The sequence below is a fragment of the Devosia sp. 2618 genome (genome assembly GCF_040546815.1).
Lineage (GTDB): Bacteria > Pseudomonadota > Alphaproteobacteria > Rhizobiales > Devosiaceae > Devosia.
The window spans coordinates 141,449-165,183 of sequence record NZ_JBEPOO010000001.1; the positions used below are offsets into that span (position 1 = coordinate 141,449).

Annotated in this window: 22 protein-coding genes; 15 read left to right on the forward strand and 7 right to left on the reverse strand. The window is 60.6% G+C overall.

Going from position 1 to position 23,735, the window contains the following annotated elements; translation table 11 throughout:
• Positions 1-87: 87 nt before the first annotated feature.
• The 7 genes from ABIE28_RS00655 to ABIE28_RS00685 all read left to right on the forward strand — a co-directional run bounded on the left by ABIE28_RS00655 (position 88) and on the right by ABIE28_RS00685 (position 7,338).
• Positions 88-1,371, forward strand: a complete 1,284-nt coding sequence (locus ABIE28_RS00655; protein WP_354059173.1) for an acetyl-CoA C-acetyltransferase — start codon at positions 88-90, stop codon at positions 1,369-1,371.
• Complete coding sequence (locus ABIE28_RS00660) at positions 1,368-1,520, forward strand: hypothetical protein (protein WP_354059175.1); 153 nt, start codon at positions 1,368-1,370, stop codon at positions 1,518-1,520. Before ABIE28_RS00655 ends, ABIE28_RS00660 begins: the two co-directional genes overlap by 4 nt.
• A gap of 258 nt (positions 1,521-1,778) precedes the next feature.
• The gene (locus tag ABIE28_RS00665; RefSeq protein ID WP_354066370.1) at positions 1,779-3,383 is read left to right on the forward strand and encodes a peptide ABC transporter substrate-binding protein; all 1,605 of its coding nucleotides are present in this window, start codon (positions 1,779-1,781) and stop codon (positions 3,381-3,383) included.
• A 109-nt stretch (positions 3,384-3,492) separates the two neighbouring features.
• On the forward strand, positions 3,493-4,416 hold the full coding sequence (locus ABIE28_RS00670) for an ABC transporter permease subunit (RefSeq protein ID WP_354059177.1): 924 nt from the start codon (positions 3,493-3,495) through the stop codon (positions 4,414-4,416).
• Positions 4,416-5,336, forward strand: coding sequence for an ABC transporter permease (locus ABIE28_RS00675; RefSeq protein ID WP_354059178.1), 921 nt, complete (start codon positions 4,416-4,418; stop codon positions 5,334-5,336). The genes ABIE28_RS00670 and ABIE28_RS00675 overlap by 1 nt, the downstream gene beginning before the upstream one ends.
• Positions 5,336-6,319, forward strand: a complete 984-nt coding sequence (locus ABIE28_RS00680) for an ABC transporter ATP-binding protein (protein WP_354059180.1) — start codon at positions 5,336-5,338, stop codon at positions 6,317-6,319. The genes ABIE28_RS00675 and ABIE28_RS00680 overlap by 1 nt, the downstream gene beginning before the upstream one ends.
• Positions 6,319-7,338 (forward strand): ABC transporter ATP-binding protein, encoded by a 1,020-nt coding sequence (locus ABIE28_RS00685; RefSeq protein WP_354059182.1) that lies wholly within the window; start codon positions 6,319-6,321, stop codon positions 7,336-7,338. The genes ABIE28_RS00680 and ABIE28_RS00685 overlap by 1 nt, the downstream gene beginning before the upstream one ends.
• Positions 7,339-7,356: 18 nt before the next feature.
• Here ABIE28_RS00685 and ABIE28_RS00690 read toward each other — a convergent pair whose 3' ends face one another.
• Positions 7,357-8,874 carry an endonuclease/exonuclease/phosphatase family protein gene (locus tag ABIE28_RS00690; RefSeq protein WP_354059184.1) on the reverse strand — a complete coding sequence of 506 codons (1,518 nt, stop codon included), beginning with the start codon at positions 8,872-8,874 and terminating at the stop codon, positions 7,357-7,359.
• Between the two features lie 71 nt (positions 8,875-8,945).
• On the reverse strand, positions 8,946-9,449 hold the full coding sequence (locus ABIE28_RS00695) for a response regulator (protein ID WP_354059186.1): 504 nt from the start codon (positions 9,447-9,449) through the stop codon (positions 8,946-8,948).
• A 216-nt stretch (positions 9,450-9,665) separates the two neighbouring features.
• Here ABIE28_RS00695 and ykgO point away from each other — a divergent pair, with 216 nt between their 5' ends.
• Both ykgO and ABIE28_RS00705 read left to right on the forward strand, forming a co-directional pair.
• Positions 9,666-9,791: a type B 50S ribosomal protein L36 gene (gene ykgO, locus ABIE28_RS00700; protein WP_046139985.1), complete on the forward strand. Its 126-nt coding sequence runs from the start codon at positions 9,666-9,668 to the stop codon at positions 9,789-9,791.
• 501 nt (positions 9,792-10,292) lie between these two features.
• On the forward strand, positions 10,293-11,699 hold the full coding sequence (locus tag ABIE28_RS00705) for a coiled-coil domain-containing protein (RefSeq protein WP_354059188.1): 1,407 nt from the start codon (positions 10,293-10,295) through the stop codon (positions 11,697-11,699).
• A gap of 67 nt (positions 11,700-11,766) precedes the next feature.
• Here ABIE28_RS00705 and ABIE28_RS00710 read toward each other — a convergent pair whose 3' ends face one another.
• The 3 genes from ABIE28_RS00710 to ABIE28_RS00720 form a co-directional block, all read right to left on the reverse strand.
• A complete protein-coding gene (locus ABIE28_RS00710) occupies positions 11,767-12,189 on the reverse strand; it encodes a nitroreductase/quinone reductase family protein (RefSeq protein ID WP_354059190.1) in 423 nt (140 codons plus the stop codon).
• 133 nt (positions 12,190-12,322) lie between these two features.
• The gene (locus ABIE28_RS00715) at positions 12,323-13,519 is read right to left on the reverse strand and encodes a TCR/Tet family MFS transporter (protein WP_354059192.1); all 1,197 of its coding nucleotides are present in this window, start codon (positions 13,517-13,519) and stop codon (positions 12,323-12,325) included.
• A gap of 514 nt (positions 13,520-14,033) precedes the next feature.
• Positions 14,034-14,483: a winged helix-turn-helix transcriptional regulator gene (locus tag ABIE28_RS00720; RefSeq protein WP_354059194.1), complete on the reverse strand. Its 450-nt coding sequence runs from the start codon at positions 14,481-14,483 to the stop codon at positions 14,034-14,036.
• A 104-nt stretch (positions 14,484-14,587) separates the two neighbouring features.
• Between ABIE28_RS00720 and ABIE28_RS00725 the strand changes: the two genes are divergently transcribed.
• Both ABIE28_RS00725 and ABIE28_RS00730 read left to right on the forward strand, forming a co-directional pair.
• A complete protein-coding gene (locus ABIE28_RS00725) occupies positions 14,588-15,790 on the forward strand; it encodes an MFS transporter (RefSeq protein WP_354059196.1) in 1,203 nt (400 codons plus the stop codon).
• A 161-nt stretch (positions 15,791-15,951) separates the two neighbouring features.
• Positions 15,952-16,260, forward strand: coding sequence for a TM2 domain-containing protein (locus tag ABIE28_RS00730; RefSeq protein ID WP_354059197.1), 309 nt, complete (start codon positions 15,952-15,954; stop codon positions 16,258-16,260).
• Between the two features lie 57 nt (positions 16,261-16,317).
• On the opposite strand, the gene pyk is transcribed toward ABIE28_RS00730, so the two are convergent.
• On the reverse strand, positions 16,318-17,757 hold the full coding sequence (gene pyk, locus ABIE28_RS00735) for a pyruvate kinase (protein WP_354059199.1): 1,440 nt from the start codon (positions 17,755-17,757) through the stop codon (positions 16,318-16,320).
• Complete coding sequence (locus tag ABIE28_RS00740) at positions 17,754-18,482, reverse strand: DUF1036 domain-containing protein (protein ID WP_354059201.1); 729 nt, start codon at positions 18,480-18,482, stop codon at positions 17,754-17,756. The genes pyk and ABIE28_RS00740 overlap by 4 nt, the downstream gene beginning before the upstream one ends.
• Before the next feature lie 12 nt (positions 18,483-18,494).
• Here ABIE28_RS00740 and ABIE28_RS00745 point away from each other — a divergent pair, with 12 nt between their 5' ends.
• The 4 genes from ABIE28_RS00745 (at position 18,495) to ABIE28_RS00760 (ending at position 23,733) form a co-directional block, all read left to right on the forward strand.
• A complete protein-coding gene (locus tag ABIE28_RS00745) occupies positions 18,495-18,758 on the forward strand; it encodes a DUF2312 domain-containing protein (RefSeq protein WP_354059203.1) in 264 nt (87 codons plus the stop codon).
• 149 nt (positions 18,759-18,907) lie between these two features.
• On the forward strand, positions 18,908-19,399 hold the full coding sequence (locus ABIE28_RS00750) for a GbsR/MarR family transcriptional regulator (protein WP_354066371.1): 492 nt from the start codon (positions 18,908-18,910) through the stop codon (positions 19,397-19,399).
• The gene (locus ABIE28_RS00755; RefSeq protein ID WP_354059205.1) at positions 19,396-20,598 is read left to right on the forward strand and encodes an efflux RND transporter periplasmic adaptor subunit; all 1,203 of its coding nucleotides are present in this window, start codon (positions 19,396-19,398) and stop codon (positions 20,596-20,598) included. The genes ABIE28_RS00750 and ABIE28_RS00755 overlap by 4 nt, the downstream gene beginning before the upstream one ends.
• A complete protein-coding gene (locus ABIE28_RS00760) occupies positions 20,599-23,733 on the forward strand; it encodes an efflux RND transporter permease subunit (protein WP_354059207.1) in 3,135 nt (1,044 codons plus the stop codon).
• Positions 23,734-23,735 lie beyond the last annotated feature (2 nt).

Genomic DNA, 23,735 nt, shown 5'->3' on the forward strand with positions numbered 1-23,735 from the left:
GTAGTAATCTCCGCTCCGCTCCGGTGCTCGACGAACACCTGTCTCGGCTCGGCCTGACGCATTCCAGAACCAATTTCCGGAGGAAAAATGACTGAACTTCGTAGAGTCGCGATCGTCGGTTCGGCGCGGATTCCGTTTGCGCGGGGGAACACGGCCTATGTCGAGGAGACCAATCTGTCGATGCTGGGCACGGTGTTGGCGGGGTTGGCCGACAAGTTTGGGCTCAAGGGCGAAAAGATCGATGAGGTGATTGCCGGGGCGGTGATCGGGCATAGCCGCGATTTCAATCTGGCGCGCGAGGCGACGCTCGATGCCGGGTTTTCGCCGCGCACGCCGGGGACGACGATGCAGATTGCCTGCGGTACGAGCCTGCAAGCCGCACTGGTGCTGGGCGCCAAGATCGCGTCGGGCGAGATCGATAGCGGTATTGCGGCGGGGTCGGACACGGTCAGCGATAGCCCGATCGTGTTCGGCAACAAGTTCCAGCATCGGCTGCTCGATGTGAACAAGGCGCGCTCGACGGGCGAGAAGTTCAAGGCGTTCAAGGGCTTCTCGTTTGGTGAGCTGACGCCAGTGGCGCCCTCGGTCAACGAGCCGCGCACCGGCATGTCGATGGGCCAGCATTGCGAGCTGATGGCGCGCGAATGGGGCATTACGCGACAGGCGCAGGACGTGCTCGCCGTGGCCAGCCACCAGAACGCCGCCAAGGCCTATGACGAGGGGTTTCACGACGATCTGCTGGTGCAATGCGCGGGCCTCGTCCGCGACAACAATGTGCGGGCGGACTCCAATCTCGAAAAGATGTCGACGCTCAAGCCTGCCTTCGACAAGTCGAGCGGGCTGGGCACGCTGACGGCGGGCAATTCGACGCCGCTAACGGATGGCGCAAGTTCGGTGCTGCTGGCGAGCGAAGAGTGGGCGCGGGCACGGGGCCTGCCGATCCTTGCCTATCTGACCATGGGCCGGGTTGCGGGCAATGATTTTGCGCATGGCGAAGGGTTGCTGATGGCGCCGACCATTGCGGTCAGCGAAATGCTGGCGCGAGCCAATCTGAGCTTCGACCAGATCGATTATTTCGAACTGCATGAAGCCTTTGCGGCGCAGGTGCTGTGCACGCTCAAGGCATGGAATGACCCGGAATACTGCAAGACGGTGCTGGGCCGTGACAACGTGATGGGCGAGGTCGATCCGGCCAAGATCAACGTCAAGGGATCGAGCCTTGCCTATGGGCATCCGTTTGCCGCGACCGGGGCGCGTATTCTGGGGCTGACGGCCAAACTGCTCTCGACGGAGCCAGGAAAACGCGCTTTGTTGAGCGTCTGTACGGCCGGCGGCATGGGTGTCGCGGCCCTGGTTGAAAGCGCTGCATGAGCGACAATGTCGTAAAATTTCGCCCCATCAAAAAAGAACCCGAACCCAAGCCACCCCGCAAGCCAATGCCGGGCTGGATGACCTGGCTGGTGTTTTTTGCGCTGGCCTTTGTGATCTATGGTGCGCAGCAGGCTGGATTGCTCGGATAGAGGGTATTTCGTTCCGATTCCTGTCCTTCGCGCGCAAAGGCGTGCTGTTTTTCTCCAGTTCAGAGCCTGTTAACAATCGGGGCAAGCTTGACGCTTAGGTCAATGTTTTGCTTGTCAGTGGACGGATTTGCGTAATACCGTCCATCCAAGTTGGCGGGTTCATGACCCTGCCACCGAATTTTGAACTCCGCTGCACCAAGATGGCGGGCAAAAAACGATCAGAGACTTCCACAAGGAGATGGGACGACAATGAAGCTCATGCAAACCCTCACTGCGGTAGCAACCGCCGGCGCCGTAGCGCTGATGATGAGCACGTCTGTCATGGCGGCAACGCTGCAACTGCACAACGGTGGTGATCCAAAATCGCTGGATCCGCACAAGGTTTCCGGCGACTGGGAAAACCGCGTTGTTGGTGATTTCATTGAAGGTCTGCTGACTGAAAATGCCAAGGCCGAGGCCATTCCGGGCCAGGCCGAAAGCTGGGAAATCTCCGAGGATGGCACTGTTTATACGTTCCACCTGCGCGACGGCATTCAGTGGTCTGACGGCACGCCAGTGACCGCAGGCGACTTCGAGTTCGCCTTCCGCCGCCTGTTCGATCCCAAAACTGCTGCCGGCTATGCCTATCTGCAGTTCCCGATCAAGAATTCGGAAGCCATCAACTCGGGCGAAATCACCGATCTGACCCAGCTTGGCGTCAAGGCGATCGATGACAAGACGCTTGAGATCACGCTGAACGCGTCGACGCCATTTTTCCTCGATGCGCTGACCCACTACACCGCTTACCCCGTGCCAAAGCACCTGGTGGAAAAGTTCGGTGATGACTGGGCCAAGGTTGCCAATATCGTCAGCAACGGTCCTTATTCGATCAAGGAATGGCTGCCGGGCTCCTATGTCCGCTCCGAAAAGAGTGAGACCTATTACGATGCTGCCAATGTGCAGATCGACGAAGTGTTCTACCACGTGCTGGAAGATCAGGCGGCAGCGCTCAACCGTTACCGCGCGGGCGAATTCGACATTCTGACCGACTTCCCGGCTGACCAGTATCAGTGGCTGCAGGACAACCTGCCTGGCCAGGCACACGTCGTGCCGTTCCTGGGCGTTTATTACTACGTGATGAACCAGGAAAAGGGTCCACTGACCGACATCCGCATCCGTGAAGCGCTGTCGACCACCGTTGTGCGCGAAGTGATCGGGCCAGACATTCTGGGCACCGGCGAACTGCCAGCTTATGGCTGGGTGCCTCCGGGCACCAACAACTACGTTCCAGATGCCTATCACCCTGCCTGGGCTGATCAGCCATATGAAGAGCGCGTTGAGCATGCAAAGCAGCTGATGGCTGACGCTGGCTATGGTCCAGACAAGCCGCTGACCCTGCAGCTGCGCTACAACACCAATGACAACCACCAGCGTATCGCTGTGGCGCTCGCCGCCATGTGGGAGCCAATTGGCATCAAGATCGAGCTGTTCAACGCTGAAACCGCCGTGCACTACGACGCACTGCGCGCCGGCGACTTTGAAATCGGCCGTGCCGGCTGGCTGCTCGACTATTCCGATCCGTCCAACACGCTTGACCTGCTCAAGACCGGCGTTGAACAGAACGGCGTCGTGAACTGGGGCAACAATTACGGCCGTTACTCGAACGAAGAGTTTGACAACCTGCTGGTTGAGGCTTCGACCGAACTCGACCTCGTCAAGCGCGGCGAACTGCTGGCCCAGGCCGAGCAGATCTCGATGGACGAATTCGGCGCGATCCCGATCTACTGGTACGTGTCCAAGGACGTCGTGTCGCCCAAGATCACTGGCTTTGAAGAAAACGCCAAGAACATCTTCCGCACCCGCTGGCTCTCGAAGTCGGAATAAGCGGACCAGAAATCAGATCGTGGGGGCCAAATGGCCCCCACGGTTCTTTTGTCCGTGAAGCACAAGTGGCCCCTGTCGCACCGGTGCTCCGGCCAAGGAGTTCAAATACATGTTGGCCTATGCCTTTCGGCGCGTGTTGTCGGCGATCCCGATTGCACTGATCGCCGTTACAGTCTGTTTCTTCATCCTGCGTCTGGCGCCGGGTGGTCCTTTTGATGGTGAACGCGCCCTGCCGCCGACCGTGCTGGCTAACCTGCGCGCCCATTACAATCTCGATCAACCGCTGTTCATGCAGTATTTCATCTATATCGGGCGGCTGTTCCAGGGTGACCTGGGCCCCTCGATGGTGATTGATGGTTTCAACGTTTCCGACCTGATCCGTATCGGCTTTCCGTTCACGCTGACCATGGCGATGACGGCGTTCGTCATCGCCACCATCATTGGCGTTATCGCCGGCATGGTTGCGGCGGTGAACCAGAACAAATGGCCAGATTACGTGCTGGTGCTGGCCGTGATGCTGGGCGTCGTGGTGCCCAACTTCCTGATGGCGGCGCTGCTGCAATTGTGGTTCGGCGTTTATCTCAAATGGTTGCCCGCCGGTGGCTGGGTCAACGGCTCGTGGCTGCATCTGGTGTTGCCGGTGACCGTTCTGGCGTGGCCGCATGCGGCGCGTATCAGCCGGTTGATGCGCGGTTCGATGATCGAAGTGCTGGGCACCAATTATGTGCGTACGGCACGGTCCAAGGGCATTGGCGAACGGCTGGTGCTGGCGCGTCACGCCATCAAGCCCGCGCTGATCCCCGTCGTCTCCTATCTCGGACCGGGCCTCTCGTATCTGTTGACCGGCTCGCTGGCCGTCGAGCAGATTTTTGGCCTGCCGGGTATCGGCAAATACTTCGTCACAGCCGCGCTTAACCGCGACTACGGCATCGTGCTGGGAACCACCATCCTCTACATGTTCATCATTCTCGCGCTCAATCTCATCGTCGACCTCGTCTATGCCTGGCTCGACCCCAAGGTGAGGTACCGCTGATGGCTGGGTTCACTGGAAAAGACCACGTCCTCACCGAGTACGCCAAAAAGCTCGAAACGCTCGACCCGCCCAAGGGCCGCTCGCTGACGCAGGACGCCATTCGGCGTCTGGTGCGCAACAAGGCGGCGGTGGCGTCCATCGCCATCGTTATCCTGATCGTGCTGGTGGCGTTTATCGGGCCCTATTTCGTGCCATGGGGCTATTCGCAGGTCGACTGGGGCAATATCCGCAAGCCGCCCAACTTCGATGCCGGGCACTATTTCGGCACCGACCAGAACGGGCGCGACATGCTGGCCCGCGTGCTGCAGGGCACGCAGATGAGCCTGATCGTGGCGTTTGTCGCCACCTTCGTTTCGGTGTCGATCGGCGTCGTCTATGGCGCGGTGGCCGGCTATTACGGTGGCCGGGTCGACGCGATCATGATGCGCATCGTCGACGTGATGTATGCGCTGCCTTACATTCTCTTTGTGATCATCCTGATGGTCATGTTCGGGCGTAACCCAGTGCTGCTGTTTGTCGGTATTGGTGCCATTGAGTGGCTGACCATGGCGCGTATTGTTCGTGGGCAGACGCTGAGTTTGAAGGAAAAGGAATTCGTCGAAGCGGCCAAGGCCGGCGGCGCAAAGCCTTTCACCATCATCATGCGCCACATTGTGCCCAACCTGACCGGGCCCGTGGTGATCTATGCAACGCTGACCATTCCCGAAATCATCATCGCCGAGAGCTTCCTGTCATATCTGGGCCTTGGTGTGCAGGAGCCGCAGACCTCGCTGGGTACGCTGATTTCCGCCGGTGCGCCGGTGGCCGAAGTGCTGCCCTGGATGCTGATCGCCCCCGCCGCCGTGCTCGTGACGTTGCTGTTGTGCCTCACCTATATCGGTGACGGTTTGCGCGATGCGCTGGACCCGAAGGATCGCTGATGACCAAAGTTCTCGACGTTCAGGACCTCGGCGTGACCTTTGCTCTGCATGAGAGCGAGGTGCGCGCGGTCAATGATCTCAACTTCTCGCTCGAAGCAGGCGAGACCCTTGCCGTGGTGGGCGAAAGCGGTTCCGGCAAGAGCCAGGCGTTCTTGTCCATCATGGGGCTGCTCGCCAAAAACGGCCGCACCAGCGGCAAGGCGATGTTTGGCGACATAAACCTCGTTGGTATGGAAAAGTCGCGGCTCGACAAGATACGCGGCAAAGACATTGCCATGATCTTTCAGGACCCGATGACCTCGCTCAATCCCAGTCTGCGGGTCAAAACCCAGCTGGCCGAGGTGCTGGTCAAGCATCGCGGGTTCGACAAGGCCAAGTCTATCCGCACGGCCATCGAAATGCTGGAGCGTGTCGGTATCCCCGAACCGGTTAAACGCGCCAATGCCTATCCGCATGAACTGTCAGGCGGTATGCGGCAGCGCGTGATGATTGCGATGGCGCTGCTGTGCCAGCCGAAAATCCTGATCGCCGATGAGCCGACCACGGCGCTCGACGTGACAGTGCAGGCGCAGATGCTGGACCTGTTCAAGACACTGACCGACGATTTCGGCACGTCGCTGGTGATCATCACCCACGATCTGGGTGTGGTGGCCGGTGTGGCTGACCGCATGATGGTGATGTATGGCGGACGCGCAGTGGAAAAGGGCACGGTCGACGACCTGTTCTACGATCCGCGCCACCCCTATACGCTGGGGCTGCTGCATTCGACGCCGCACATTGCTCATCGCGCGGCGCGGCTTGACCCAATCCAGGGCCTGCCGCCCAGCCTTGAACACTTGCCCAAGGGCTGCTCGTTCAATCCCCGGTGTGCCTTTGCGTTCGACCGGTGTCTGGTCGAGCGGCCGCCGCTGACCGATACCGGCAATGGCCGCCAGAAGGCGTGTTTCTATGATGGCCCGATGGCCTATGGGAAGGTGGCGTGATGAACCAGACCCCGGTCAATCTGCTCGAGATCAAAAATCTCAAGAAGACCTTCTCGCTGTCGAGCGGCCTGCTTAGTCGGCCGCTGACGCTGACGGCACTGGAAGATATCAACTTCTCGATCCGCAAGGGCGAGACGCTCGGCATCGTGGGCGAAAGCGGCTGTGGCAAGTCCACGCTCGGACGCTGCATCCTGCAATTGCTCAGCCCCGATGAGGGGCAGGTGCTGTGGCTGGGTCAGGACCTGACCAAGCTGCCCGCCGAGGAAATGCGCAAGCGTCGCGCCGACCTGCAGATCATTTTCCAGGACCCGCTGGCCTCGCTTAATCCGCGCATGACGGTGGGCGAGATCATCGCCGATCCGCTGCGTGCCCTGCGCCCTGAGCTGACCAAGATCGAGCGGCAGGCGCGCGTGCTCAAGACCATGGAATCGGTCGGGCTGCTGCCGGAAATGATCAACCGCTATCCGCACGAATTTTCGGGCGGGCAGGCACAGCGTATCGGCATTGCCCGGGCGCTGATCACCGAGCCCAAGCTGATCGTCTGCGACGAGCCGGTATCGGCGCTCGACGTGTCGATCCAGGCGCAGATCTTGAACCTGCTGGCCGAGCTCAAGGATGAGTTCGGGCTGACGCTGATCTTTATCTCGCACAACCTCAGCGTCGTGCGGCACGTGTCGGACCGCATCCTCGTGCTCTATCTGGGGCGTATCGTGGAGTTGGCGACGGGTGATGAGATCTATGACGATCCCAAGCACCCCTACACGCGGGCGCTGCTGACGGCGGTGCCGATCCCCGATCCGAAACTGGCGCGATTACGCAATATCGACGCGCTGAAAGGCGAAATTCCATCGCCGATCAATCCGCCATCGGGCTGCACCTTCCGCACGCGCTGTCGCTTCGCCAAGCCATTCTGTGCGGAGACGCGGCCGCCGCTGGAAATGATCGACAATAGCCGATTGGTGGCCTGCCATCGCTGGCGCGAAATCGAAGTGCCCGAAGTTGCGGTGCTGGGCGTTTGACATGTTTTTCACCGCGCCTCAGGGCGCGGTGATTTCAAATTGTGCTGCGGCCTGGGTGACGTAGCTGTCATCGGCAAAGAGGCGCAGCTCATAACGGCCCGGCGGCAGGTCGCCGAGTGTGTCGGCATCGAGCACCTGGCTGCCGTCGACGCGGGCGCCGGTATAGATGTAGCCGCCGTAATCATAGACATCGGGCGCGGGCAGGGCATAGACGGCCATCCAGTCAAAGCGCAGGCCAAGGGCGCTGGTCCAGCTGGCGGTGATTGCTTCGCCAGTGGTGTACTGGCTTTTGTCGAGGCTGAGCGTGGCGCGGTTTTCGGCGGGCACTACGGTGAAGCGCGTGCGGGCACGTTCGGCGCCGGATTCATCAAGCAAGACCGCATCATAGGGCGCGGGTGGCAAGCCAATGGTCGAGAGCTTGATGGTCGGGCGGTCGCTCTGGCCGACATTGGCAATGCCGGTGAGGCCATCTGTCGTCGCATCGCCGCCGCGGGGCACGACGACGCCAGACCACAGACCCAGGCCGGGAATGCTGGCGCGCAGGATGAAGTTCTGGCCATCGACGATGCGGGGCGGTTCGACGGCGATCATGCCGGGCGCGATCGCGGGCGTGACTTCAAACGTGGTCAGCACGGCGCGGTGATCGGACGGATAGGGCGCAAAGCCGACATCGACATCGGGGCCGCCGACTTCGCCGAAGATTTCGCTGCTGACCGGTTTTGCCGTGGCGCTCCAGACATAGTCGATACGGTCATGGGTGCCGTCATCGGGCTGCAACGGATAGGGCGCGCCGGGGGTCCAGGTGAGGCCGGGCCGCTGGGCGGCATCGGGATAGACGGCGCGATAGCTGTCGGTGAGGCCGGCCTGTTCCATGACGCGGCTGACCGGCCAATCGACGGCGTATTTCACTTCCGGGCGGATTGCCGTCATCTCGGCGGTCCAGTCGCGCCACGACGGCACGTTGAAATCGCCGGTGAGGAAGACCGGCAGGCCGCTGGCAATGACGGGGGCCAGCGCATCGGCAAGGCTTTGGGCTTCCGGCAGGCGCGTTTCGGCTTCGATAGCCAGAATGGCGTCGAGCGGCTCGCCGTCGCGCACCGCTTCTGGGCCATAGGGATTGCTGGTCAGATGGGTATTGGCCATGGCGATGACCTGGCCGGGCGCGACCGCGATCAGCGCATGGACCGCGTTGCTATCGAGCGAGGGCATGGAATAAAGCCCCGGGCCGGCCTGGGTGCGCTCGCCCAGCGCTGGATCGAAAATGGGGAAGCGCGAGATGATGTTGCGGCGGGTGTCGTAATAGACAAGGCCCGTTGCAGCCGCGAGGCGGGCCAGATTGCCGTCGGTTTCCTGCAGGCCGACAATATCGGCGCCGGAGGTGCGGATGACCTCGGCAATGGCCGCCTGATTCACATTCTCGCCGCCATACCAGACATTAAAGCTCATCACCTTGAGAGTGATGGCCTCAGGGGCGGGCTGCGCCAGAACGGGCACGGCGAGCGCGGCAAAGGCAAGCGACAGCATGAACTTGTGCATCACGGGCTCCAGAACGAGCCCGTGCAGTAGGGGCGACGTGTGAAGCCCTGATGACGTCGATTGCGGGGCGACTAGCTGGCTTTGCTGGCCCTGGCGGCGTCGCGGCGGTCTTGCTCGACATCGACAGTCTTGCGACGGCGATCGGGGCCTTTGTATTCGCCGGCCTCGATAAAGCCGCGCGGATTGGCGGCGATGCTGGTTAGGCGGGTTTGCAGGTGATTGGAGGCGAAGGGCTTGCGCAGGAACTCGGTGACGCCGGCATCGCGGGCCTCGGCGATGCGCTTGGCATCGGGCGCGGAGCTCATCATAATGATGGGGATCAACCGGTTTTCGCACTCTGTCCAGGCGCGCAACTGGCGGGTGAAAGCCACGCCATCCATGCCGTCGAGCGCATCATCGATGATCAGCACCTCATAATTGCGGCGCTTGAGCTCGATCATGGCCTGATTGGCATCGGTGGCTTCGCGGATGTCCTTGCGGCCAAGATTGCGCAGCATCTGTGCCACAAGCGATGTCATATGTGTGGAGCGATCAGCGATCAGAACCCCGCTGCGGGTGATTTCCTCTTTGCCCACCAGGCGTATCCCTAGGTATATTTCCCATCGGAGACAGTAACTTAGCTTTGACTACAGGCGGTTAACCGGGCGCGCATAATGCAATTGGGGGAAACCGACGCGGTGAGGTGATTTCTCGGTCCGTTGCGCGTTGACAGGCAAAGTCATTTTCCATATGTATGCCCCCAAGTTTCCGGGCGCCTTGGCGCCTCTTTTGTTTGACTCAAGGATTGACCGATGAAAGTCCGTAACTCGCTGAAGGCGCTGATGACTCGCCACCGCGCGAACAAGCTCGTCCGCCGTCGCGGCCGGGTCTACATCATTAACAAGGTGGACAAGCGCTTCAAGGCCCGTCAGGGCTAAGCCGATCCGCATTGACGACTTTCAAAGCCCGCGCAAGCGGGCTTTGTTGTTTCTGGCCGCTCGCGTTTGGTGCGACCGCCGCCTTGGCCGATAGAGCCAGATCCCGATCATGTCTAATGCTGCTGAGCACGACTTTCCGCTGTGTCGGGGTGGCGGGGCTTTCGTTGGTCGGCCAGATGGTCCAGCCAGCAAGCCGCAGTCAGCTTTTCGGCTAGACCTTGTTGGCTGGCTTGCAATGTTTGTGGTGTGCGTTGTTTTCTTGATGTTGCTTGATATAGTAATCATAAGGACATAGGTCCTAAAACTCGGACTATATTCGGATTTCTGATGAATACATCGCCATTCAAACTATACAAATTAACAAAAGATTAATAAGAGATTCTCGTGGCCCGCTGATTACGCGGGGTAACTGGGAGGCGGGTTGTGACATCAAGTTCTGTATTCGGGAACTGGGGGAAGAAGAAGACAACAGAGGCGGAGGCAGCACCAAGGGTTGACGTGGTGCAGCAGACTGCGCCCGCTCCAGCCCCGACCTTCGTCAGTCCGCCCGATATTGGCATCGACCACAACGGGGCCTTTGGGGCGTTCGTCGAGAAGAACCAGCAGTTCTCCCAGGATCTGCTTATCCAGATCAAAGACATCAACGACAGCGCAGCCACTTTGGTCAGCAGCTATGGCCAGACGCTGACCGATCTCGGCCAGTTACGGATCGAGCATTCGCGGGTCAATTCGCTGCTGGAAGACGAGGCCTCGGCCCGCCGGAAGTTTGAAGGCATGGCGGGAACGCTGAGCGCTGAAAACCGCGATATCTATGCCCAGCTGGTGCAGCACCGCTCGGACCTTGATTCCCGCACGTCCGATCTGGCGCAGATGCGCACGCTTTATGAGACTGAGGCTGAGCGCTATCAGGCCGCGGATTCTCGCCTGCGGACACTCGAAACCGAGGTGACCGAACAGACGGCTCAGCTTGAACTCAGCCAGGCTGATCTGACCCAAACGCAGGAAGAACTCGATGCGCGTGGCGCTGAGCTGCTGACCATGCGCGAGGCGCTGGACCAGGAACGCGATGCCCGGGCTATCGACATCGAAACGTCGGGCAAGCAGATCGATGCGCTGGCCCGCGAAAACGCGGCGCTGGTCAGCTCCAACACGCAGCTGCGCAGCGAAGTGGAAGAGAACCGCACGCTGGTGGCGAACCTGACTGCGGCGATCGAAACGCTCAAGCTCGACGCCGCCGAACAGGCACCGCGCCATCGCAAGACGCGCGAAGAACTCGATACGCTGCGCTCCAGCAGCACGCTGGAAATCTCGCAGCTGTCGACACGGCTTGAGGCGCTGACGTCCAAGGCCGCTTTGCTCGAAAAGCTGCTTGAAACGGCCCATAGCCGCAGCACTGCTGTGGAAGAAGAACTGCAGGCCTCGCGCAACGAAACGCGTCGGGCCAAGACCGACGTGACCAATGCGACAGCACGGGCCGGACGGCTCAACGATGCGCTTGAAAAGCTGCGCGCCACAGCAACGCAGAGCGAAACGGCTCGTCGCGCGCTGGCGCTGCAGCTCGACGATGTGGTGACCAAGCTCAACAATGGCGCCAATACGCAGACCGCGCTGGAGCGCGATCTGGACGTGTTGACCCGCGAGCAGGGCGTGCGCACCGAGGCGGATCAGCGCGAGATCGACTTCCTACGCTCAAACCTTGAAATTGCGCGGGCCGATATTCGCCAGCTCAAGACCGAGGGCGCTCAGCTCAAGGGGCAGCTTGAAGTGGCGCGTAGCGACAAGGGGCGGTTGAGCAGCGCGTCTGCGCAGGCCGAAGCGACCAAGGCAGGACGGCCATTGTCGGTGGTGGCGATCAGCAGCAAAGCCAGCGCCAAGGCCGAGGCGACGGAGCCACGAGCAGAGGGCTAGTCGCCCGACGACGGAGACAATCAAAGAGGCCCGCTTCGATGGTGAAGCGGGCCTTTTGCTTTGGAGATTAGCGGCGGGTCAGCTCGACGACAGGAATGCTGTCGCGGGTGGTTTTTTCGGCGTACTCGGCGAATTGGGGGAAGAGGCTGGCCTGTCTGGTGTAAACGGTGTCGCGCTCATCGCCTTCGAGCACGCGGGCATGCACGGGGATGCGCTCGATGGTGGTGCCATCGCCAACGGAAATGTCGAAATCGGGCTGAGCGACGACATTGTGGAACCAAGCCGGGTCCTTCGGACCGCCGCCATAGGAGGCGAAAACGAACCAGGGGCCATGGCCTTCATGCAGGAACATCAGGGGCTGGGTGCGCTCAAGGCCTGATTTGGCGCCGATGGCATGGAGCAGCAGCACGGGAGCATTTTCGAAGTAGCCACCGGGCTTCCCGCCGCTCTTGTTAAAGTCGGCAATAACCTGATCGTTGAAGTCGCTCATGATCCTGAACTCTTGTGTGAATGGTGGTGCGCCCTACAGCTAGGGAGCGCGATCTTGCCAGACAAGGGCCATGCTTGGGATGGCGTCATAAGATCCCGCGCGCCGGACAGGGCGCCCAGGTTGCGAAATGCGGTCAGGCCGGCTGGACGCTCGACTTGGGTGTGTTGAAGCGAAGGCCGAGGATCAGCGGAATGCTGATGAGGTAGACGGCGACGACGGTGAGCCAGATGGCGCCGGGCCATTGTTGGCGGACCACGAAGTAGAAGCTCGAAAAGAACAGTGGCGCGATAATCGAGGCGAGGCTGAGCGCCGAGGCCAGAACGCCCTGGAACTGGCCCTGCAGGCTTTCATCGACCTGCCGGGTGGCCAGCGATTGCAGCGTTGGCACGCCAATGCCGCCAAGGGCAAAGATGGGCATGATGGCAAAGATCATCCACGGCTGGGTGGCGAAGGCCATGACGGTCAGCGCGATGCAGGCGCAGGCGATGCCGGTGAGGATGGCGCCGCGTTCGCCGAGCAGCTTGACGGCCGGGCCGGGCAGGAAGGCCTGGGCCAGCGCTTGACAGACGCCGTAGGCCCCCAGCGACAGGCCGATCCAGAGGCCATTCCACTCGAATGTATCCTTGCCCCACAGCGCCCAGGTGGTGCCATAGGCTTCGCCGGTGGCGCTGAAGATGAAGAAGACAAAGACGATGGGCAGCACGCTTTTGACCGTGAAGATCCAGCGCAGGGGGCGGAGCGGATTGAGCGCGGCGAAATCGATCGTGCCACCAGCTGGCTTGCGCGATTCTGGCAGCACGAAGATGGCGAGCAGGAGGTTAAAGCCATTGAGCACGGCGGCAGCGATGAAGGGGAGACGGACCCAATAGTCGCCGAGCAGGCCACCGAGAATGGGGCCGATGATAAAGCCGATGCCGAACATGGCGTTGAACAGGCCGAAGCGGCTGGCGCGCTTATCTTCGGGCGAAATGTCGGTGATGTAGGCGGTGGCCACCGAGACGTTGGCACTGCTGATGCCGGCAATGGCGCGGCCGAGCAGCAGTAGCCAAAGGCTGGGGGCGAAGGCCAGGAACAGGTAGTTGATGGCGGCGCCGCCGAGCGAGATCAAAAGCACCGGGCGGCGGCCGAGGCGGTCGCTGAGCGAGCCGAGCACCGGCGCGAAGATGAACTGCATGGTGGCATAGAGCGCCGCCATGATGCCGATATAGGTCGCGACATTGTCTGCGTGGGTGACGTCCTCGAGCAGCGTCGGCAGAATGGGGAAGATAAGGCCAATACCGACGGCGTCGAGCACAATGGCGGTGAAGATGACGATGAGTGGTTTATTCATGAGCGTGTTCCGATCAGCGCAAACACGCAGCCCCAGTGGAGCCAATGCTTGCGGAATAGCCCGACGAGTCAGGCATTGATGTTTTGGGAACGCTGGCCGATCCATGCCAGAAATTGCATGAATGGCGTGTGCTTGACTGCCTGGACGATAATTCGTCCACCTTCTTACTCCGTTACTGAACGGATCTAGGGAAGCAGTCGCTTTTCGCGATGGCTGTCAATTACGCCCGAAATTTGCTGTGTGCAAGAGTGATTTTGCGGGCGAATACTTTCGGATGGTGGTGCAGGTCAGGTTCTGGAAAGTAAAGCGCAAGCTGGCTTGGTCGATTTTTGGAGATCAGGTGTTACAAGCCACGATTGTGGATAGCCTTGCTGATGGTCAAATCGGGTGGAAGGCGGAGTGGCGGCTTTTACCGTCGTGTCACTCAGCCTGACATCGCGGGTCGGTTGCAGAAAGGTCGAAGGCCGAACTTTCCAAGCCAGTGACAGCATCGGCAGTGTGAGCGTTCCCATCGCTAACTCGCCGGCCTTACCACCCGGGTATCACTCCAGGTCATCGGTCGACCCGTTTGCGCTTGCAGTTCCAAACGCGCTACTTGGGCCCCTGTCTCCGTCTCGACCAGCAAGGATCGAGGCTCATTGATTTGGTAAAGGTGGTCTTCACCCCATTGACGCAACGCAACGATAACCAGGAAAAGTCCCCGCCCTTTTTCGGTCAAGGCGTATTCCCTATAGGCGCTGCCGTCTGAGGCAGGTGCCATTTCCAGAACACCGCTTTCCACCAGATTGCGCAATCGGGTGGAAAGCATGCCCTTGGCGATTCCCAACCCATTCTGAAATTCACCAAACCGTCGGGCGCCATCGAGGGCGTCTCGTATGATCAGCAATGACCACCAGTCTCCGATTACGTCGAGCGCTCTTGCAACCGGGCAATCCACATTTCCAAAGCTGATGCGCTTAACCATGACCTACCTATGGATCTGCCAGAACTGGTTCTAACTTAGAACTAGAAATCGAGCGGCACAAGTGGTCTTAACTTGGAACCAGAATTTGTTTCCGAGGATTTGTCATGGACCATGGCTTAATAGCGGGCGCCAAGCCCGCGTCGGCCGGCGGACTGGGGAAGATCACCACTCTGATCTTTGCCATCGCTGCCGGTTTGAGCGTAGCAAACATCTACTACGCACAACCCCTGCTCGATACGTTAGCCCGAGACTTCGGGATGTCGTCCGCATCGGTTGGCATCGTCGTCACTCTCACACAGGTTGGTTACGGTCTAGGGCTGATTTTCCTCGTCCCTTTGGGCGATCTGATCCCGCCACGCCGACTCTTCCTCGCCCAAGGTGCTTTATCGGTCTTGGCATTGATCGGCGTTGCCACAGCGAGAACGGAAGCAATCCTGCTGGCTAGTTTGGCAGCTGTCGGCCTGCTGGCCGTTGTCGCACAGGTGCTGGTCGCACTCGCTGCCAGTTTGGCAACGGCGGCCGAGCGGGGCAAGGCTGTCGGCGCCGTGACGAGTGGCATCGTCATCGGCATTCTGGCCGCTCGCTTCTTTGCCGGCCTACTGGCCGACATGGGTGGGTGGCGGGCGGTTTACCTAACCTCCGCCTTATTGACGGCGGTGACCGTCGCCCTGCTTGTGCGTGTTCTCCCGCGCAAAGGCTATCGGGTGGGGCATGAAGATTACACGGCTGTGCTGCGATCCATTCCGGCCCTGTTTCTGCACGATCGTGTTCTTTTGCTCCGTGGCGTTCTCGCCTTTCTTATCTTTGCAGCATTCAGCACATTCTGGACGGCGCTTGTCCTGCCATTGAGCGCCGCGCCGTTCTCCTACTCACACACCCAGATAGGCCTGTTTGGGCTGGTCGGTGTGGTGGCCGCTATGGCTGCAACAGTTGCGGGCAAGCTCGCCGATCGTGGCCTGGGGCAACGCGTGACCGGGGTTTCACTCGCCATACTGCTCGTATCTTGGGTTCCCATCTCATTTCTACCGACGTCGCTCCCCTTGCTGCTTGTTGGTGTCATTTTGCTCGACCTCGCCGTGCAGGCCGTCCACGTCACCAACCAGAGCATTATCCTCGGGCGACACCCTGAGGCGCGTAGCCGCCTAATAGGCGGCTACATGGTCTTCTATTCCTTCGGCAGCGCCCTTGGCGCTGCTGCATCGACATTGGCCTTCGCCATGGCCGCTTGGCCGGGTGTGGTGACACTGGGCGCCGGCTTCAGCGGTTTAGCCCTTCTCGTCTGGGTCCGCACGCGAGGCCTGCGATAAAGCTTTCTGTTAAGACTGCTCGACAATGCTACGATCCTAAACGAGGTCGACAAGGGAGACATGATGTGGGCCGGGGCCTCCGCGCCAGGACATTGTCTCGCGGCCAACTCTTGAACTGGGGGCGGGGGTACCCATTTCATGGGGCGAATGGAGAACCTTACATGACCATGGACCGCACTTCGGCCCAATATGATATCGAAAAGAAATCGCTGCTCGTTGCCTATCTGCTATGGGCGCTGCTTGGCTATGTCGGGGCGCATCGGTTTTATCTCGGGCGGCCGGTGAGCGGGATTATCATGCTGGCGCTGTCCGCGGTGACACTGGTGCTGACATTCGTGTCGTTTGGCCTGTTGGGCTTTTTATGGTTCGCGGTGGCGCTGTGGTGGCTGATTGATGCCCTGCTGATCCCCGGCATTGTGGGGCGCAGCAATAGTCGCATTGCTGATCGCGTGTTTTCAACGCGACGCTGACGGAACGAAAAAAAGGCCCGCTTGCGCGGGCCTTTTTTATGGGGTGATCGCCAAGGCTTAGCTGGAGCCAGCGCCGTCCTGGCGGACGAAGGCGATGCGCAGCATGTTGGTGGCGCCGGGCGTGCCCAGCGGAATGCCGGCTGTGATGGCGATGCGGTCGCCGGGGCGGGCAAAGCCTTCCTGATAGGAAATGACGCAGGCGCGGTCGACCATGTCTTCGAGCGATACGGCATCTTCGGTCTGCACGCAGTGCACGCCCCAGACCACTGACATGCGGCGGATGGTGCGCATGTTTGGCGACAGCACGATGATCGGCTTGCTGGGCCGTTCGCGGGCGGCGCGAATGCCGGTCGAACCGGATGCGGTATAGGTGACGATAGCGGCCAGATCGAGCGTTTCGGCAACCTGGCGCGTCGCCGCCGAAATGGCGTCGGCGGCAGTGGCTTCGGGTTCGGTCTGGGCAGCGCGGATGATGCCGCGATAGTTGGCGTCGCCTTCAACGGCCACGGCAACCTTGTTCATGGTCGCAACGGCTTCGACGGGGTAGGCGCCGGACGCAGACTCGGCCGAGAGCATGATGGCGTCGGCGCCTTCGAACACGGCAATCGAAACGTCCGAAACTTCGGCGCGGGTCGGGACCGGTGCGGTGATCATCGATTCCAGCATCTGGGTGGCGACGACCACTGGCTTGCCATAGCGGCGGGCCATGCGGATCATGCGCTTCTGCAGGCCGGGAACGGTTTCGAGCGGCAGTTCAACGCCCAGATCGCCACGTGCCACCATGATGGCGTCGCACAGCTTGATGATTTCTTCGAGGCGATCGATGGCCTGTGGCTTTTCGATCTTGGCCATGACGCCGGCGCGACCCTGAACGATCTTGCGCACGTCGATGATGTCTTCGGGACGCTGGACGAAGGAGAGCGCGATCCAGTCGGCTTCGGCCTTGAGGCCTTCGAGCAGATCGGCGTGATCTTTTTCGGTCAGTGCGCCGGTGGGCAGCAGGGTGTCTGGCAGCGAGACGCCCTTCTTGTCGCTGAGGCGGCCGCCATAGATGACTTCGGTTTCAATCGAGCCATTACCGACTTTAGTCGCCTTGAGCGCGAGCTTGCCATCGTCTAGCAAGAGACGGTCACCGACCGAAACGCTCTCGATGATTTCCGGATGGGGCAGGTAAACGCGCTCGGCATTGCCGTTGTCGTTCTTGTCGCTGTCGAGCGTGAACTTCTGGCCGGCGACCAGATTGACGGCGCCTTCGGCAAACTTCCAGACGCGCAACTTGGGACCCTGAAGGTCGACCAGGATGCCGAGTGGATGGTTGAGACGTGCCTCGACCGCGCGGATGCGCGCCACGGTCTGATGCAGCACTTCGTGGCTGGCATGGCTCATGTTGATACGGAACACATCGGCGCCGGCCTTGGCCAGTTCCTCGATCATCTTCTCTTCGTGGCTGGCGGGGCCAAGAGTGGCGACGATCTTTGCGCGTCTCATGCGTCTCATTGCGTGTCCGTTTCTTCGGTCGTTATGTCATCCTGAGGCTCGTCGGTGTCGACGTTGTCCGGATCGACAAGGAATGTCGGGTCTTCCAGATCTTCACTCGCATCGGGACCAACCACGGCTGGGCCTGCTGCATTCTCGGTCAGTTGCAAAGTCCAGTCGGTGCGGTTTTGCGTGTCGATTTCAAAGAAGCCGGTTCGCTCATAGCCGCGAGCAAGGCAATCCTCAACCCCGAATATTGTGAAGGTTTCGTCACGTGTGCACATGAAAACCGCGCCATCCCAGGCGCCGCCAGCAATGTCGTCCACCGCGAAGATGTAATAGAAACGCCGCTGCAGGTCGCCCTGATAGAGCACGCGGCAATCGCCGGGTGGGGTCTGCCACCAGCCTTCACTCATCCAGCCGCGGTCGGCACGATAGCCGAGCGACACTGAAACCAGATTGCTGGTTTCATTACAGATGCGCAGATCGGCACGGGCAGGCGTCGCGAAAAATGCGAGGCTTGCGAGCATCGCGCCGATCAGGGTCATGCCGAGACGGGTGATATGCAATTTTCTGCCAGCAAACATCGGAAAACGTGCCTTCTTTGAGCCCATGGTGACGCATTGGTCAATGGCTAAAGCCGTGATTTGACCGAATTGCGGGTATGCACCCTTCAGCCATGTGGATTGGACCACAAAAGTGTTGAACCGCAGCGCGGGGTAAGGTTGAACGGGGCCACAGAACAAGAGGATTATGCCATGGCCGTCGAAGACAGCGTTGCACAGGACCAGTTGCGGGCGTTCATCGAGCGCATCGAGCGCATGGAAGAAGAAAAGGCTGCGATCGCTGCCGACATCAAGGAAATCTACGCCGAAGCCAAGGGCAACGGCTTCGACACCAAAATCCTGCGCAAGATCGTGACGATCCGCAAGCAGGACGCCAATGAGCGCATGGAGCAGGAAGCAATCCTGGAACTCTACATGGCTGCTCTGGGCATGGTTGACCATCCGGCCGACGACTGATCGCGGCACAAACCGCACGAGATTGAATGGGCCTGAGGATCGCGGCATCCTCAGGCCCATTGTTTTTTTGTCGATCTTAAGGGCGCTCCCGCATAAATTTCACTTCGTTCAGTATTGATTGAACGAAGCGAACGATCTAGTGAGTGGCGATGAGCACGCCAGAGTCAGCAGAAGAAAATTTCATCGAGCAGATGGGATTGATCACGCAGGTGGACGGAGGGCCGCGCATTGCGGGGCGGATCCTCGGCCTTTTGCTGGTTGAGGGCACCGCTTTCAACCTCAGTGAAATGGCCAAGCGACTCAAGATCAGCAAGGCCAGTGCCAGTACCAATGCGCGGATGCTTGAAGCCAGTGGCATTATCCGGCGGACGGCGCGGCCGGGTGATCGGCAGGACTATTACGAACTGGGAAGCGATCCCTTTTCGCGCATGATCAGCTCGATCAGCACGCGGATGCGCGACACGGCGGGGCTGGTGCTGGAAGCGGAAGCGCAGTTCCTGCCCGGTCAGGAAGCGGCGCGCGCCCGGGTTCACGAGCTGGCCGACTTTTATATGCGTTCAGCGCAATTCATGGCCGGATGGTCGGCCCATATCAAACATCAGCCTTCTGACGCCCCAACAGAAATCACAGGTCCAAAATGACAACCGAACAGCTCAAACCCGAATGGGCCCAGTCGAAGCGGGAAAAGGAAAATGTCGAGCGCGTTGCCGCTGGGCTGAAGCCAAAGCGTCGCCGTTGGCCCTGGATCATTCTGGCGCTGATCATTATCGCGGCGGCCGTGGGGTGGTATCTGTCCAGCCAGCAGCCGGCTGAGACGCCGGTCGTTGAAGCGGAAACTGCGCCGGTGATGCAGATCAATCCGTCGGAGATTTCGACGATCCAGCCCCAGACGCTGGTGCAGACGGTGCGCGTCACAGGTTCGCTTGAGCCACAGCAGCAGACTGACCTCTCGTCGCAGGTTTCGGGGCGCGTGGTTGCCGTGATGGTGCGGCGCGGCGATGCGGTCAAGACCGGCGACGTGCTGTTGCAGCTCGATACCGAAAGCCTGCGCATTCAGCTCGATCAGCAGACCAGCACGGCGGAAGCCACGCGGGCCCAACTGGTGCTGGCGGAAAGCCAGTTGCTGCGCACGACCGACCTGATCGAGCGTGGCCTCGCCGCGTCGTCGGGCATCGAGCAGGCGCAGTCGAGCGTAAACGCCTTGCGGGCCAATCTGGCAGCGCTGCAGGGGCAGGTTGATGCGGCTCAGATCGCGTTGCAGAACGCGACGCTGAAGTCGCCAATGACCGGTGTCATTTCGGAGCGCAGCGTGCAGCCGGGGCAGACCGTGCAGCAGGGTGCAGCGCTGTTCACCATCGTTGATCTGTCGACGCTTGACCTCAACGCTGCGGCGCCGCTCGGCTCCAGCGCGCTGCTGGCCAAGAACCAAGCCGTGACTATTACCATTGAAGGCGTTGCCAACCGCACGTTTGAAGGCGTGGTGGATCGGATCAATCCGGTTGCCGCGACCGGCACGCGGACGATCCCGGTCTATATCTCGCTCGACAATACGGACGGCCTGCTGCGCGGTGGCATGTTTGCCATCGGTCAGGTGGTGATCGCCGACCGCCCCGACGCATTGGCGGTGCCGCCAGCGGCGCTACGCGAAGATGCCGAGGGCTATTATGTGCTCAAGCTGGCCGACGGCAAGGTGGTGCGCCAGGCCATCAAGCAGGGCGGCAGCTGGAACGGCAATCGTCTGGTCGAAATCACCTCGGGCCTTGTGGCTGGCGATGTTGTCGTCACGGCGCCCCTCACCCAGTTGCAGCCGGACGATCTGGTTGAGATGGTGGAGGGCTAAATGTTTCTCACCCGCATCAGCGTAAACCATCCGGTTTTCGCCACCATGATCATGGTGGCGATGCTGGTTTTTGGTATCTATTCATACCAACGCCTGCCCATCGAGCAGTTGCCCGACATCGACCTTCCGGTCGTTGCCGTGGTGGTCAGCTATCCCGGCGCCTCGCCGGAAGCGGTCGAGAACGATATCGTTCGACCGATCGAAGAAGCGGTCAATACGATCAGCGGGCTCGACACCATTCAGTCGACCTCGCGTTCGGGCCAGGCCCTGGTCATCATCCTGTTCGACATGAGCGTCAATTCGCAGGCCGCCGCACAGGACGTGCGCGACCGGCTAGCGACGGTTGAGGCGAATTTCCCCGACAATGCGGGCGATGCGCAGGTGCTGCGGTTCGATCCGTCGGAACTGCCAGTGATGTCGCTGGCTGTGAGTTCGGAGACACTGTCGCCGCGCGATCTGACCGCGCTGACCGATGACGTCATCGTCAGCCGGCTGTCCAATATTGCCGGTGTCGGTCGTGCGACCGTCGTCGGTGGCGTGCCGCGCCAGCTCAATGTTCTGGTCGATCCTGATCGGTTGAACGCCTTCAATGTGGGCGTTGGCGAGGTCATTCAGGCGCTGGGGCAGGACAATCAGAACCTGCCGGCCGGCTCGATCACCGATGGTGCCGTGGTGCAGTCCATTCAGGTGGAAGGCCGTATTGAGAACGCCGACGATTTCCTTGAAATCGTAGTATCGCGTCAGGGTGGGCAGGCGGTTTACCTGCGCGACGTTGCGACCATCGAAGACGGTCAGGCCGATGTGACCAGCCTTGCGCTGCTCAACGGCGAGCGGGCCTTGGCTATCGACGTGGTCAAGACGCAGGGCGCCAATACGGTCGGCGTTGCCGAAGAGGTGCGCAAGGTCATTGCCAATATGCAGGCCAATGTCCTGCCCGATACGGTGCATCTGGAAATCATCACCGACAATGCCGTGCCTGTGGAAGACTCCTTCCACGCGGTGCAGAACATGCTGGTCGAAGGCGCCGTTCTGGCGGTGCTGATCGTCTTTGTGTTCCTCAACTCGTGGCGGTCGACGGTCATTACCGGCCTGACGCTGCCGATCTCGATCATCGGCACGATGATCGTGCTGTATTTCGCCGGCTTTACCCTCAACATGATGACCCTGATGGCGCTGTCGCTGGCGGTGGGTATTCTGATCGACGACGCCATCGTGGTGCGTGAAAACATCATGCGACATCTGCATATGGGCAAGAGCCACCGTCAGGCGGCGCTTGATGGGACCAACGAAATCGGCCTTGCCGTGTTGGCGACAACGCTGTCGATTGTGGCGGTGTTCCTGCCGGTGGCGTTCATGGATGGTATCCTTGGCCGCTTCTTCCTGCAGTTCGGCGTCACCGTTTCGGTGGCAGTGCTGATCTCGCTGTTTGTGGCGTTTACGCTCGATCCGATGATGTCTTCGGTCTGGTACGATCCGGCGGCGCATCCCGGCGTCAAGCGTGGTCCGGTGGGCCGCGCCATCAACCAGTTCGACCGGTTCTTCCAGTGGATCAATGATGGCTATCGCGGCGTGCTGCGCTGGTGCCTCAAGTTCCGCAAGACCACGCTGGCGGCAGCTTTCCTGTCGTTGATCGGCTCGTTCTTCCTGTTCCCGCTGGTCGGGGTGGAATTCGTGCCGGCGACCGATACGGGCGAGTTCCAGGTGTCGATCGAAACGCCGACCGGCTCGTCCATCGACTATACGGCAAGCAAGGTTCGTCAGGTTGACGCGACGCTCAAGCGTTTCCCGGAAGTTGAAAGCACCTATGCCACGATCAATGCGGGCACGACTTCGGGTGATAATCGCGCCAGCGTCGTCGTTTCGCTTGTGGACAAGGGGCTGCGCAACCGTTCGCCACAGGACATGACGGTGGAAGTGCGTCAGGCCCTGGCACAGATCCCCGGCGCGGAATTCACCATTGGTGCCGCGTCCGGTCTGGGCGGTAGCTCGGCGCCGATTTCGATCACCATCTATGGCGATAATTTCACGGTGCTCGAGCAATTGGCCGACCGGCTGGCGGCGCGCATGCGCTCCATCGAAGGTCTGGAAGACGTCGAGTCGAGCCTTGATGCGGCGCAGCCTGTGCTGGGTGTGCGGATCGACCGAGACCTTGCCAGCGATCTGGGCGTGAGCCTGTCGCAGATCGGCAATACGCTTGGGCCCATGCTGGGCGGTCAGGAAGTGACCGACTGGACCGCACCAAACGGGGACAATTACAAGGTCATGGTTCGCCTGCCGGAATGGGCGCGCAATGACATTGAATCCCTCGGCTCGCTGCCGATCACCCAGAGTGGGGCGACCGGGTCCAATTCGATGATCCGGCTCGATCAGGTTGCGCGCATCGTGCAGTCGGAAGGTCCGGGCGAAATCCTGCGTAAGGATCTGTCGCGTCAGGTCAGCGTCACGGCCAATCTGTCGGGCGTTGGTCTGGGCGATGTGACGGCACAGGTGCAGGCGGCCATCGACAGCATCGAAATGCCGACCGGCTATCGCATCACGCAGGGCGGTGATGTCGAGCAGTTGGGTGATACGGCGGCGGCAGCGGGTTCTGCGCTATTGCTGGCGGTGATCTTCATCTACCTCGTGCTGGCCAGTCAGTTCGGCAGCTTCCTGCAGCCGATTGCGATCATGGTGTCGTTGCCACTCGCGTTGATCGGCGTGATGGTGGGTCTGCTGATCGGCGGGTCGACGCTCAACATGTTCTCGGCCATCGGCTTCATCATGCTGATGGGTCTGGTGGTGAAGAACGCCATTCTGTTGGTCGACAATGCCAACCAGCATGTGCGCGAAGGCTGGAACCTTTATGAGGCGCTGGTCGAGGCGGGGTCTACCCGTTTCCGCCCGATCATCATGACGACGCTCGCCATGATCTTTGGCATGTTGCCGCTGGCACTGAGCCTGCATGAAGGCAGCGGCCAGAACGCGCCGATGGCTCATGCGGTGATCGGTGGCCTGATCAGCTCGACGGCGCTGACGCTGGTCGTGGTGCCGGTGATGCTGACCTATATCGAGTCGTTGGGACGCTTTATCGGGCGCTTCATGCCCCGCGCGCCCGATGACGAGGAAGCGGCAATCGCAGCCCATCCGGCGGGGTAGGC